Origin of the sequence: Streptomyces sp. NBC_00425 (genome assembly GCF_036030735.1) — a bacterium.
GTDB lineage: Bacteria > Actinomycetota > Actinomycetes > Streptomycetales > Streptomycetaceae > Streptomyces.
This window is the reverse complement of sequence record NZ_CP107928.1, coordinates 6,426,321-6,439,042: the sequence shown is the minus strand read 5'-3', so window position 1 is coordinate 6,439,042 and position 12,722 is coordinate 6,426,321. Positions and strand designations below refer to the sequence as shown.

Sequence of the window (12,722 nt, the reverse complement as noted above, 5' to 3'; positions counted from 1 at the left end):
TCGTTGGAGACATCGTGACTCTGGCCGCCGCCCACGCGAACACCGGCGACACCGCCTGGTTGCTCGCCGCCACCGCCCTCGTCCTGCTGATGACCCCGGGACTGGCCCTCTTCTACGGCGGCATGGTCCGTACGAAGAGCGTCCTCAACATGCTCATGATGAGCTTCGTGTCGATCGCCCTGGTCACGGTGGTGTGGCTGGCGGCCGGCTACTCCCTCGCCTTCGGGAAGGACGCCGGCGACGGCCTCATCGGCGGCCTCGAGCACGCCGGGATGGCGGGCCTCGGCCCGGACAGCGTCCAGGGCACGGTCCCGACCCTGCTGTTCGCCACCTTCCAGCTCACCTTCGCGATCATCACCGCGGCGCTGATCAGCGGCGCGATCGCGGACCGGGCGAAGTTCGCGGCCTGGCTGGTCTTCGTGCCGGTCTGGGCGCTGCTCGTATACGTTCCCGTCGCGCACTGGGTCTGGGGCCCGGGCGGCTGGATCCTCGACCGGCTCGGCGCGCTGGACTTCGCGGGCGGCCTGCCCGTCGAGATCACGTCCGGGGCCTCCGGTCTGGCGTTGTGCCTGGTCCTGGGCCCGCGGCTGGGCTTCAAGAAGGACGCGATGCGTCCGCACAACCTGCCCATGGTGATGCTGGGCGCGGGCCTGCTGTGGTTCGGCTGGTTCGGGTTCAACGCCGGTTCCGCGCTGGGCGCGAACGGGCTGGCGGCGGCGGCCTTCCTCAACACGCTGGCGGCCGGCTGCACGGGCCTGCTGGGCTGGCTCTTCGTCGAGCAGCAGCGCGACGGCCACCCGACGACGCTGGGCGCGGCCTCCGGCGCGGTCGCGGGTCTGGTGGCGATCACGCCGTCCTGCGGCTCGGTCTCCCTGCTCGGCGCCCTGGTCGTGGGCCTCGCCGCCGGCGTCGTCTGCTCCTACGCCGTGAGCTGGAAGTTCCGGCTCGACTACGACGACTCCCTCGACGTGGTCGGCGTCCACCTGGTCGGCGGCGTCATCGGCACGCTCCTGATCGGCGTCTTCGCCGTGGACACCATGACCGGCGGCCCCGAGGGCCTGCTGTACGGCGGCGGGTTCGGGCAGCTCGGCAGACAGCTGGTCGCGGTGATCGCGGTCGCCGCCTACGCCTTCACCGTGACCTACGGCATCGGCAAGCTGCTCGACCGCACGATCGGCCTCCGCGCGGACGAGGACCACGAGCACACCGGCCTGGACCTTACGGTGCACGCCGAGACGGCATACGATCACGGCGTCCTGGGCCACGGCGCCCCGGTCTCCGCGCACTCCGTCCCCTCCGCCCAGAAGGTCAAGCCACACGCATGAAGCTCATCACCGCGATCGTCAAGCCCTACCGCCTCGACGAGGTCAAGACGGCCCTGCAGGAGCTCGGCGTACACGGTCTGACCGTGACCGAGGCCAGCGGCTACGGCCGGCAGCGCGGCCACACCGAGGTGTACCGGGGCGCCGAGTACCAGGTCGACCTCGTGCCCAAGGTCCGCATCGAGGTCGTCGTCGAGGACGCGGAGTCCGAGGCCGTCATCGACGCGATCGTGCGCGCCGCGCACACCGGCAAGATCGGCGACGGCAAGGTGTGGGCGCTCCCGGTCGAGACGGTCGTCCGGGTCCGCACGGGCGAGCGGGGACCGGACGCGCTGTAGTCCGGCGCCGGGCGTCGCGCGCCGGTCAGCCTTTCCGGTCCCGGTGCCAGGACGCGTTTCGAAAGTCCGCCTGCCGGGCTACGCCTGGCAAGCGTCCTAGCGTCCGGCGGTCCGGCCGGTCCTTGCCGGCGGGTGAGCGGGGACTGGTCGCGCCCCGCGGCGGAGCCGTGTGACGCCGGAGGCCCGCGCCCCGCGGGGGCAGTTTCGCCGATGCCGCCGGATCAGGAGCCACACCCCCGCCGCGATGCCCGCCGCCACAACCGTGAGGACCAGCCAGGGCACCGCCACGAACGACGCCGTCGCCGACTCCTGCGTCCTCGTGGCGGTCGCCGTCAGCTTCACGTCCGTCCGGTCGAGGTGGGGGGCGCCGGTCCAGCGTTCGGTGAGGCGGACTCGCTGGCCCGGAAGGAGCTGGGAGGGGACCTTCGTCAGGCGGCGGTCGAGGAGCGTGCGGCCGAACAGGCCCCGTGCCGTCAGCCGCACCTTCGGATCGAGGGTCACGTTGCCGGTGTTGTGCAGGGTGTAGGAGATCGTCGCGGTGCTGTCGCCGAAGCCCGGGACCAGCGGCTGGTGGTGGCTGACACGGACGTCCTCGACGGCGAGCGCGGGCAGGGTGGGTCCGCCGACCTGGAGGTAGACGCGGGCGGCGACGGCCCGCTGCACGCCGAGCGCGACCGAGCCGTCGCCCCGCTCCACGCGTTCGTCGAGGGCGACGACGGCCCCCGGATGGTCGCCCGGCTCGGCGCCCTCGGGCACCCGGACGGTGAACGGCACGGTGACGGTCCCGCGGCCGGGCACGGTGATCCGGTCCCGCGGCAGCTCGGCCCACGCGCCCACGCCCCGCATCCGCTCCCCCAGCGACCGGACGGCGAACCCGCCGTCGCGTGCGGTGTTGTACGCGTCGGCCGCGTACAGCCGGAAGGTGAGGGGCGCGTCGGTCTTGTTGGCGACGACGACCTTGTCCTCGATCGTCTGGCCGGGATCCGCGGAGACGTAGAAATAGGGCCGCGCGGCGACGGCCGAGGAGACGGGGTACACGGACCAGCTGCCGTTGTCGGCGGCCCGTGCGGGCGTGGGCGCGGCGAACAGCAGGCCCAGCAGGAACGGCAGGAGGAGGACGTACGGCTTGCGCATGGGTGCGGACCCCCCACGAACGGGCTGCGACGGCTGGGCGGACGGGCGGGTGCGGACCTGTGGGGCGGGCGCCCGGCCACCGGTGGACATGGTGCGTGAGATCAGCTGAGCGTGAGGGTCAGGACGCCGGCGTAGGTGCCCGGAGGCGTGAACGACGGTACGTCGAGGGACAGTCGGGCGTTGGCGGTGAACTCGCCGCCGGTGGCCGTACCGTCGGGCGTGGACGCCAGGGTCGCCCCCGAGGCGCCGACCGTGCCCGCCGAACCGGCCTGACAGGTGCTCGGGCTGCCCGCCTTGGTGCTGCATGCGGGCGTCCAGCTCAGCTTGCCGGCGTCGATCTTGGCTCCGGAGCCGCTGAAGTCGGTGACCTTGCCGGTCAGGGACCAGCCGGCGGGTCCGCCGCGGAAGTCCTTGACGGTGACCGTCTGCAGGGCGCCGGTCGAGGCGCCGCCCTGGCCGAACTCGACCCCGGACAGCTGGACGGCGTCCCCGGCCTGGGACATCGACAGCGTGCCCGCGCGGACCGTGGTGGTCACCTTCTGGCTGCCGTCCGGCACGGGCTGGTCGTCGATGACGACGTAGGCGACCGGTCCGGCGCCGAGGTCGGCGCTCCAGGCGCTCCCCTCGTACGCCACCACGCCGTTCGTGGTGAGGTCGCTGACGACGAGCGAGCCGGAGATGTTCCCCTGCCCGTTCGCGGTCACGGTCGCGGTGTCCGCCGTCTGGGCGGAGCCGGACCGGCCGGCCAGGGTGACCGACGCGCCCGGCGTGAAGCCGCTGCCGGTGACCGCGACGCTCGCCCCCGGGCTTCCGGAGGCCGAACCCAGCTGGATGGCACGGGTGTTGGCCGGCGGGTTGTCCGCCGCGGTGACCGTCTCCGACACCGGGGCGGGCGGGTTGATCACCGTGCAGGGGGTGTCCAGCTCGAGGATGTAGCTGGTGTGGATGTTGTAGTCGCCGGGCGAGAGGGTGATCGCGCCGGGGCTGGTGACGGTGAACGTGCCGGTCATGGAGAACGACGGGAAAGCGCCCTTGCCGGGCACCGGGTCGTTCTTCTTCGGGCCCGTCACGGTGATGCTGCCGGTCTGCGCGCCGCCGAGGGTGACCTTGCCCGTCGGCGTCATGATGTCGGCCGGCAGGGCCAGGTCGGTGGGGTTGCTCGCGGCGGGCGCGACCACCGTGTACGTCACGGTGACGGTGTCGCCGACCTCGGGCGTGGTGTCGTCGACCGCGAGCCTCGCGGTGGTGGTGCCGTCGATCGGCGGGATGCCGGCGATGGGCGGCGGAACACAGTGCGTCGGGAAGCTGACGTCGGTCGCGGCGCCGGCCGGACACGCCAGCGCCCCGCCCGTGGTGACCGCGAGCGCGGTGGCCCCGAGCAGTGACGCCCAGTGCCGTCTTCGGGAACTGCGGGGTGTCGAACCCATTGGTGCCCCCTCCTCCAGGGTGCGGGCGCAGCGGCTCTTCTGCGCCGACAGGGGGCATTGAGATGCGGATCGCGCAAGAAGTCAATGGAAACGCGCCAACGAACTGATGGACCGTCAGCTTCCTGCTGCAGCAGGAGAACTGACGGCCCGCACGTACAGTTTCCGACCGCTATCAGTCGTAGACGAACGGCCCCGGCGCCTGCGGGCCGGTCGCCTTGCAGGTGACGGTGATCCCGAAGATGACCATCTTCAGCGAGCCGCCGTTGATGTCGAGACTGTCTCCCGAGGCCACGGTCCCGTTGAGCGGTCCGACCGTGATCGGTGCGCCGGTCGCCATGGCGGGGTTCACCGCGCCGGAGAAGACCCTCGCGGCTCCGGTCGAGTTCGCCATCGTGAGCGTGGAGTTGATGCTGTTGGCGCTGATCGGGATCGGCGCGGTGATCGCGCTGGACGTGAGGGTGAGGGTGGCGGAGCTGCCGCTCTGGGTGGCCGTGAGGGTGGCCGCCCCGCCGCCGAAGAGACCGCAGCTCGCGGTGAACGTGGCCGTCGTCGGGCTGACGGCGGCGGCAGAGGGCGCGAACGCCAGTCCGGTGACCGCCAGGGTCCCGGCCAGCATTGCCGCACCTGATCCGATTCGCTTGCCTCTCATGGGGTTTCCGGCTCCTTCCCGGATGTGGGGAGACGGACGGCCGAAAAACGGGACGGTGGGTGCGGACACCGGTGCCGGTGGGGGTGAATCTGACGGTCCGTCGGAACTTACGGTCTCATTGACCCGGGCGGGACGGGACACGGCAAGGCCGAATTCCGGCCGAGTTGCACCCGGTGACACCGACGCCCGACCGGGACGGGTGAAGGACCGGGGCAACCCTGGGGAACGGGAGACACGGGGGACACGGGGGAACCCAGAGAACCCAGGGAACCCGGGGAACCCTGGAGACCCGGGGGCTCAGCCGGCGGAGACGGTGAGTCGAACCGTTCCGTCCGGCGAGGCCAGCAGCACCGGCGTCCCCGGCCCGCCGAGATCCCGTACGGCGGCGAGATCGTCCACGGCGGCCTCCTCCGACGACGTCACCACCGCCGCCGCCTCCAGCGACCGCGCGCCGGACGCCACGGCCATCGCCACCGCCGTCCGCAGCGCGCTCAGCCGCAGCGACGGCAGATCCACCGTCCCCGCGACATACGTGCGTCCGGTGTCGTCGCGGACGGCGGCCCCCTCGGGCACACCGTTGCGGGCCCGCGCGGAGCGGGCCAGCGTGACGATCTTGCGGTCCTCGGGGTCGAGCGCGGTGCTGTCGGTCATGCCCCGAGCATACGAAGAACCGGCGCGCCCACGGCGGCGGCCCCCGACGAGACGGGAACCGAGCGGAACCGGGGCCGGAACCGGGCGGCCGCGGGACGGCCCCGGGAACGCCGCAGCGCCCTCAGGGACGGTCGAGGCGCAGCCGTTCGGCGCGCGGCAGACCGGCCACCACCAGGTCGTACGAGTCCTCGACGAGCTCCCGGACCAGGCCGACGGGGAGCTCCGCGTCGACCGTCACCGTGTTCCAGTGCCGCTTGTTCATGTGGTACCCGGGCGCGATCAGCCCCGGATGCTCACCGCGCAGCCGCACCGCGTCCTCGGGGTCGCACTTGAGGTTGACCTTCAGCGGCCGGTCCGCCGTCCAGCTCAGCGCGAACATCTTCCCCAGCACCTTGAAGACCGAGATCTCCGGCCGGAACGGGAAGTCCTCCTGCACCGCCTCGAAGGACAGACACAGCTCGCGCAGTTCCTCGGGGGTCACCCGGCCTCGCCCTCCGACGACGTCACGGCGGGCTCCACCGGCTCCACCAGCACCGTCACGATCTTGTTCCGGCGGCCGGCCGCGGCCTCCGCCGTCAGCCGCAGCCTGCGCCCGTCGGGCAGCTCGACCTCGGAGGAGGCGCCGGCGATGGGCACCCGGCCGAGGGCCTTCGCCAGCAGGCCGCCGACCGTCTCCACGTCCTCGTCGTCGTACTCCTCCAGGCCGTACAGCTCGCCCAGGTCGGTGATGTCGAGACGGGCGGTGACCCGGTGACGGTCGTCGCCGAGCTCCTCCACCGGCGGGAGCTCGCGGTCGTACTCGTCGGTGATCTCGCCGACGATCTCCTCGAGGATGTCCTCGATGGTCACGATGCCCGCGGTGCCGCCGTACTCGTCGATGACGACGGCGACGTGGTTGCGGTCCTGCTGCATCTCGCGCAGCAGGTCCCCCGCGTTCTTGGTGTCGGGGACGAAGGCGGCCGGCCGCATCGCCGTCGACACCAGCTCGCCCTCGGCGTCCCGGCTGATGTGCGTCTTGCGGACCAGGTCCTTCAGATACACGATGCCGACGATGTCGTCCTCGCTCTCCCCGGTGACGGGTATCCGGGAGAACCCGGAGCGCAGGGCGAGGGTGAGGGCCTGACGGATGGTCTTGTAGCGCTCGATGACGACGAGATCGGTCCGCGGCACCATGACCTCCCGCACCAGGGTGTCGCCGAGCTCGAAGACCGAGTGCACCATGCGGCGCTCCTCGTCCTCGATCAGCGACTCCTTCTCCGCGAGGTCGACCAGCGCCCGCAGCTCCGCCTCGGAGGCGAACGGGCCCCGGCGGAAACCCTTGCCGGGCGTGAGCGCGTTGCCGATGAGGATCAGCAGCGAGGGGATGGGGCCCATGATCCTGGCCAGCGGCAGGAGCACGTACGCGGCCGCCGTCGCCGTGTTCAGCGGGTGCTGACGGCCGATGGTGCGCGGGGAGACGCCGACGGCCACGTAGGACACCAGCACCATCACGCCGATCGCGGCGAACAGCGCCGGGGCCGTGCCGTCGATCTCCTGCAGGCACTCGTAGGTGACCAGCGCGGCGGCCGCCATCTCGCACGCCACCCGGACCAGCAGGGCCACGTTGAGATAGCGGGTGGGGTCGGCGGCGATCTGCGCGAGCTTGGCGCTGCCGCGCCGGCCGGACCGCACGGCCTCCTCGGCGCGGAAGCTGGAGACGCGCGCGAGGCCCGCCTCCGCGCAGGCGGCGAGCCACGCGACGACGACCAGCGCGATCGCGCCGGCGATGAGGGTGGGGCTCATGAGACGGTCGGCGCCGGCGACGGCCCGGTCAGACCCTTCTCGGCCCGCCAGCCGTCCACGATGGCCGCCTGGAGACCGAACATCTCGGCCTTCTCGTCGGGTTCCTCGTGGTCGTAGCCCAGCAGATGCAGCACTCCGTGGACCGTGAGCAGCTGCAGCTCCTCGTCCATGGAGTGCTCCGTGGGCGCTTCCTTGCCCTGCCGCTCGGCCACCTCGGGACACAGCACGATGTCGCCGAGGAGGCCCTGCGGGGGCTCGTCGTCGTCCTTCGACGGCGGACGCAGCTCGTCCATCGGGAAGGACATGACGTCGGTCGGCCCCGGCAGGTCCATCCACTGGATGTGCAGCTGCTCCATGGCGTCGGCGTCCACGACGATCACCGAGAGCTCGGAGAGCGGGTGGATGCGCATCCGCGCGAGCGCGTAGCGGGCGATGTCGAGGACCGCCTGCTCGTCGACCTCGGTTCCGGACTCGTTGTTGACGTCGATCGACATGGCGCTGCTCGTCTACTTCCGCTTGTTACGGCCGCCCTGGTGGGTGCCGTTCTCCGTACCGTTGTGGCTGTCGTACTTCTCGTACGCGTCGACGATACGGCCGACGAGCTTGTGCCGGACGACGTCCTGGGACGACAGGCGGGAGAAGTGCACGTCGTCGACGCCCTCGAGGATCTCCTGGACCTGCCGCAGGCCCGACTTGGTGCCGTTCGGCAGGTCGACCTGCGTCACGTCACCGGTGATCACGATCTTCGATTCGAACCCGAGCCGGGTCAGGAACATCTTCATCTGCTCGGGGCTCGTGTTCTGCGCCTCGTCCAGGATGATGAAGGCGTCGTTGAGCGTGCGACCCCTCATGTACGCCAGCGGGGCCACCTCGATCGTGCCCGCGGCCATCAGCTTCGGGATCGAGTCGGGGTCGAGCATGTCGTGCAGGGCGTCGTAGAGCGGGCGGAGGTAGGGGTCGATCTTCTCGTAGAGGGTGCCCGGCAGGAAGCCGAGGCGTTCGCCGGCCTCGACCGCGGGACGGGTCAGGATGATGCGGTTGACCTGCTTGGACTGCAGCGCCTGCACCGCCTTGGCCATGGCCAGGTAGGTCTTGCCGGTGCCCGCGGGGCCGATGCCGAAGACGATCGTGTGCTTGTCGATCGCGTCGACGTACCGCTTCTGGTTGAGGGTCTTGGGTCTGATGGTGCGGCCGCGCGAGGACAGGATGTTCTGTGTCAGAACCTCGGCCGGGGTCTCCCGGCCTTCACTCGTCCCGTTCTCACTTGCCCGCAGCATGGCGATCGAGCGTTCCACTGCGTCCTCCGTCATCGGCTGCCCGGTGCGGAGCACCAGCATCATCTCGTCGAACAGGCGCTGGACAAGGGCGACTTCCCGTGGGTCGCCGACCGCGCTGATCTCGTTGCCCCGGACGTGGATGTCGGCCGCCGGGAAAGCCGTCTCGATCACGCGCAGGAGGGAGTCTCCGGATCCCAGCACGGTCACCATGGGGTGCTGGGCGGGAACGGTGAACTGTGCTCTCGCCTTGCCCTGCGCGGGCGTGTGAGCTGTCGGTGTCTGAGTCATAGGCCGGCCCGAAGGCCTCTACGTCCTCCCGGATACGTCTCGCCCGCCACAAGGGCGGCCTGGCGATTCAAGGGTACGCCAGGGGGCTGACAACGCCCCATGGGTTTTGTCATGTGCCGGTGACTATGCCGAACGGCCGAAACCGATCGTCGGCACCGCCCTGCGCAGCGGCCACGGCGCGGCCTCCTCCGCGGCGGGGAGCAGTGCCGGGAGCAGACCGTCCAGGAACGCGTACCGCTGCAGCGCCTCGGGGTCCTGGCCCTCGACCGACTGGACCCTGCGCCACCAGGCCGCGATCTCGGACCAGCCGGGGGCGGAGAGCGAGCCGCCGAACTCCTGCACCGAGAGGGCCGCCGTGAGGCCGGCGAAGGCCAGCCGGTCGGCCAGCGGCCACCCCGCCAGGGTGCCGGTGACGAAGCCGGCCACGAAGACGTCACCGGCGCCGGTGGGGTCCAGGGCCTCGACGGCGATGGCGGGGACCTCGGCGCTCTCGCCCGTGGCGCGGTCCACCGCGTACGCGCCCTCCGCGCCGAGGGTGACGACCGCGAGCGGAACGTGTTCGGTGAGGGCGTGCGCGGCGGCGCGGGGGCAGTCGGCGCGGGTGTAGCGCATGGCCTCCTGCGCGTTGGGCAGGAACGCCTCGCAGTGCTCCAGGTCGGCGAGGCCGGCCAGGTCCCAGGCGCCCGTGTCGTCCCATCCGACGTCGGCGAAGACGCGGGTGCCGCGGCGGGCGGCCTGTTCGATCCAGGGGGCGCGGATGCCGGGGGTGAGGGAGGCGACGGCGGCGCGGGCGGGCGGGGGGCACTCGGGCGCAGGCTCCTCGGGCGGCGGCTCGTGTCCGTGCGAGACCATGGTGCGTTCGCCCTCGTAGGCCATGGAGACGGTGACCGGGGAGTGCCAGCCGGGGACCGAGCGGGAGGGGGTCAGGTCGATGCCCTCGCCCTGTTCCAGGGCGTCCCAGCAGTACTCGCCGTAGTGGTCGTCGCCGAAGGCCGCCGCGAGGGAGGTGCGCAGGCCGAGGCGGGCGAGCGCGGTGGCCATGTTGGCGACGCCGCCGGGGCTCGATCCCATGCCGCGCGCCCAGGACTCGGTCCCGCGCACCGGGGCGGAGTCGAGCCCGGTGAAGATGATGTCGAGGAAGACCGTCCCGGTGAGGTAGACGTCCCACGGCGGGTCGCCGGCGGCGCGCCGCTCCTTCAGCGGGTCGACCCGGGCGGCCCGCCGCCCCGGACCCGGGTGACCGTTCTGCCCGGTGTGGCGGTCCTGCCCGGTACGGCCGGTGTGGCCGTTCGGGCCGGTGTGGCGGTGGCGTCCCTCTCCGGTGGACGCGTTGGACGCGGTCACGGTGCGCTCCCTGACGTGGTGCCGATCTGGCCAGTGTGCACCACGGGGCGGACACTCCGGGGTTCGTCGGGCCCGGGGCGGCGGGGTCTACCCGCCGGTACGGAACGGTCCCGGCCTGCTCCCGGGGCGGGCCGTGGGGCCGCCCGGCGCGGTCGGCGGTCCCGTGACGCGTCCCGCTTCCCGCGCGGGGGCTCCGGTCACCAGCGGGGCACGGCGGGCGTCTCCCAGCCCGGGTCGGCCACGCGCATCGCCGCCGCGTCGTCGCGGTCGCGCAGGGCGCCGTCGTCGTCGAGCCAGCGCCGGTGGAGGAACGCGAGCCGGTCGGGGTCGAGTTCGACGCCGAGTCCGGGCGCGTCGGACACCGTGACCTTGCCGTCGTCGAAGGTCAGCCGTTGGGTGAGGACGTCCTCCGACTGCCAGGGGTAGTGGGAGTCGCAGGCGTGGCGGAGGTTCGGGACGGTGGACGCCACGTGGGTCATGGCGGCCAGCGAGATGCCCAGATGGGTGTTGGAGTGCATGGAGACGCCGACGCCGAACGTCCGGCAGAGCGCGGCGAGTTGCTGGGTGTTGCGCAGCCCGCCCCAGTAGTGGTGGTCGGAGAGGACGACCTGGACGGCGTCGCGGCTGAAGGCCTCCTTGATCTCGGCGAACGTCGTCACGCACATGTTGGTGGCGAGCGGGACGTCGGTCCGCGCGGCGACCTCGGCCATCGCCGGGGTGCCGAGCGCCGGGTCCTCCAGGTACTCGAGGAGCCCTCCGATCTCCTCGGCCACCTTCAGCGAGGTCTCGACGGACCAGGCGCCGTTGGGGTCCAGGCGCAGCGGGCGGCCGGGGAAGGCCTCGGCCAGGGCGCGGACGGCGGCGATCTCCTCCTGGGGCGGGAAGACGCCGCCCTTGAGCTTGAAGGAGGTGAAGCCGTAGCGCTCGGTGAAGCGGCGCGCCTGTTCGACGACTCCCGCCGGGTCGACGGCGGCGCCCCAGTCGTCCTTCTCCGCGGGCACCCCGTCGGGGTGGCCGGCCCACTTGTAGAAGAGGTAGGCGCTGTACTCGACGGCGTCGCGCACCTTGCCGCCGAGCAGGGCGTGCACGGGCAGGCCGAGCGCCTTGCCGAGGGCGTCGAGGCAGGCGACCTCGAAGGCGGACACCACGGACAGGCGCAGCTTGTCGGCGGTCTGGACGCCGCGCAGCCCGCCGACGTCCACCTGCCCGAAGATCCGGGAGCCGTCGACGTCGACCTCGTCGGCGAGCGTGAACAGGCCGTTCAGGTCGCAGATCTGACGTCCGATCACTTTCGCGGCGTAAGGGCGGGCGAGTTCCAGGTACTTGGTGTCGCCGTACGTCTCGCCGATGCCGGTGGTCCCGTCGGCGGTGACGACCTCGACGATCAGCCGGGGGGTGTACGGCTGGTGCACGCCCTGGGTGTTGAGCAGGGGCGGGTCGGCGACCAGGATCGGGGTGAGGCGGACGTCGGCGATCGTGAGGTTCACAGGGCGGCTCCTACGAGGTCGAGGCCGGCGGTCAGGAGGGTCCGGAGCTCGTCGAGGTCGGCGGGCGAGGGGTCGGTGAGCGGGGCGCGGACCGGGCCGACGCGTCGGCCGCGCAGCCGGGCGGCGGCCTTCACCAGCGACACTGCGTATCCGGGCACCCGGTCGCGCAGTTCGACGAACGGGACGTAGAAGTCGCGCAGCAGCCGGTCCACCGTCTTGTCGTCCCCGTCGCGCGCGGCGGCGAAGAAGGCGTTCGCGATCTCCGGGGCGAAGGCGTGGACGGCGGAGGAGTAGGCGGGGACGCCGACGGCGGCGTAGGCGCGGGCCTGGATCTCGGCGGTGGCCGCGCCGTTGAAGAAGAGGAAGCCCTCGGGGGCGGCGAGGGTGAGCCGCTGGAGGCGGTCGAGGTCGCTGTGACCGTCCTTGAGGCCGACGACGGTCGGCAGGGCGGCGATGCGTCTCAAGGAGGCGACGGTGAACGCGACCTGGCCGCGCTGGTAGGCGATGAGGGGCAGCGGGGTGCGGGCGGCGATCTGCTCCAGCTGGGCGACGAGGCCGTCCTGCGGGGCGGCGACGAGGTAGTGCGGGAGGACGAGGAGGGCGTCGGCGCCGGCCTCCTCGGCGATGCGCGCGAAGCGGGCGGCCTGGGCCCAGCCGTAGCCGACGCCGGCGACGACGGGCACCCGGCCGGCCGCCTCCGCCACGGCGATCGTCACCACCTGCCGGTACTCGTCCTCGTCGAGGGAGAAGAACTCGCCGGTGCCGCAGGCGGGGAAGAGGGCGCCGGGGACGGCGGCGAGCCGGCCGGCGACGTGCGCGCGGAAGCCGTCGGGGTCGAGGGAGCCGTCGTCGTGGAAGCTCGTGAGCGGGAACGACAGCACTCCCTGCGCCATGCCGTCCCGCAGGCGTCGGACCGTGTCCTGGTCGGGGCTCACCCTCGTCATCTCCCTGCCATCTCCCTATGTAGACGTCATCCATGTATGCAGATGGAGGTTAGATACACGAACGCCAGGCGTCAATGGA

The 12,722-nt window shown here is 72.1% G+C and carries 13 protein-coding genes; 2 read left to right on the top strand and 11 right to left on the bottom strand.

Going from position 1 to position 12,722, the window contains the following annotated elements; translation table 11 throughout:
• The first annotated feature begins 14 nt into the window (after positions 1-14).
• Both OHS82_RS28110 and OHS82_RS28105 read left to right on the top strand, forming a co-directional pair.
• Positions 15-1,325, top strand: coding sequence for an ammonium transporter (locus OHS82_RS28110; protein WP_057574733.1), 1,311 nt, complete (start codon positions 15-17; stop codon positions 1,323-1,325).
• Entirely contained in the window at positions 1,322-1,660 is a 339-nt protein-coding gene (locus OHS82_RS28105) for a P-II family nitrogen regulator (RefSeq protein ID WP_057574732.1), read from the top strand. Before OHS82_RS28110 ends, OHS82_RS28105 begins: the two co-directional genes overlap by 4 nt.
• 96 nt (positions 1,661-1,756) lie before the next feature.
• Here the strand turns inward: OHS82_RS28105 and OHS82_RS28100 are convergent, their stop codons facing one another.
• From OHS82_RS28100 to OHS82_RS28050, 11 genes are all read right to left on the bottom strand, one after another.
• The gene (locus tag OHS82_RS28100; protein ID WP_328434762.1) at positions 1,757-2,794 is read right to left on the bottom strand and encodes a WxL protein peptidoglycan domain-containing protein; all 1,038 of its coding nucleotides are present in this window, start codon (positions 2,792-2,794) and stop codon (positions 1,757-1,759) included.
• A gap of 101 nt (positions 2,795-2,895) precedes the next feature.
• Positions 2,896-4,221: a beta-xylosidase gene (locus OHS82_RS28095; RefSeq protein WP_328434761.1), complete on the bottom strand. Its 1,326-nt coding sequence runs from the start codon at positions 4,219-4,221 to the stop codon at positions 2,896-2,898.
• A 172-nt stretch (positions 4,222-4,393) separates the two neighbouring features.
• The gene (locus OHS82_RS28090; protein ID WP_328434760.1) at positions 4,394-4,870 is read right to left on the bottom strand and encodes a hypothetical protein; all 477 of its coding nucleotides are present in this window, start codon (positions 4,868-4,870) and stop codon (positions 4,394-4,396) included.
• Positions 4,871-5,167: 297 nt separating this feature from the next.
• Positions 5,168-5,521 carry a hypothetical protein gene (locus tag OHS82_RS28085; protein WP_057574728.1) on the bottom strand — a complete coding sequence of 118 codons (354 nt, stop codon included), beginning with the start codon at positions 5,519-5,521 and terminating at the stop codon, positions 5,168-5,170.
• 121 nt (positions 5,522-5,642) lie between these two features.
• Positions 5,643-6,002, bottom strand: a complete 360-nt coding sequence (locus tag OHS82_RS28080) for an MmcQ/YjbR family DNA-binding protein (RefSeq protein WP_057574727.1) — start codon at positions 6,000-6,002, stop codon at positions 5,643-5,645.
• On the bottom strand, positions 5,999-7,303 hold the full coding sequence (locus OHS82_RS28075; RefSeq protein WP_057574726.1) for a hemolysin family protein: 1,305 nt from the start codon (positions 7,301-7,303) through the stop codon (positions 5,999-6,001). The genes OHS82_RS28080 and OHS82_RS28075 overlap by 4 nt, the downstream gene beginning before the upstream one ends.
• Complete coding sequence (gene ybeY / locus OHS82_RS28070) at positions 7,300-7,797, bottom strand: rRNA maturation RNase YbeY (RefSeq protein ID WP_057574725.1); 498 nt, start codon at positions 7,795-7,797, stop codon at positions 7,300-7,302. The genes OHS82_RS28075 and ybeY overlap by 4 nt, the downstream gene beginning before the upstream one ends.
• Positions 7,798-7,809: 12 nt before the next feature.
• A complete protein-coding gene (locus OHS82_RS28065; RefSeq protein WP_079040914.1) occupies positions 7,810-8,868 on the bottom strand; it encodes a PhoH family protein in 1,059 nt (352 codons plus the stop codon).
• Between the two features lie 123 nt (positions 8,869-8,991).
• Complete coding sequence (locus OHS82_RS28060; RefSeq protein WP_443061803.1) at positions 8,992-10,212, bottom strand: carbohydrate kinase family protein; 1,221 nt, start codon at positions 10,210-10,212, stop codon at positions 8,992-8,994.
• A 197-nt stretch (positions 10,213-10,409) separates the two neighbouring features.
• On the bottom strand, positions 10,410-11,699 hold the full coding sequence (locus tag OHS82_RS28055) for a glucarate dehydratase family protein (RefSeq protein ID WP_057574723.1): 1,290 nt from the start codon (positions 11,697-11,699) through the stop codon (positions 10,410-10,412).
• Positions 11,696-12,643: a 5-dehydro-4-deoxyglucarate dehydratase gene (locus tag OHS82_RS28050; RefSeq protein ID WP_199863664.1), complete on the bottom strand. Its 948-nt coding sequence runs from the start codon at positions 12,641-12,643 to the stop codon at positions 11,696-11,698. The genes OHS82_RS28055 and OHS82_RS28050 overlap by 4 nt, the downstream gene beginning before the upstream one ends.
• Positions 12,644-12,722: the final 79 nt, after the last annotated feature.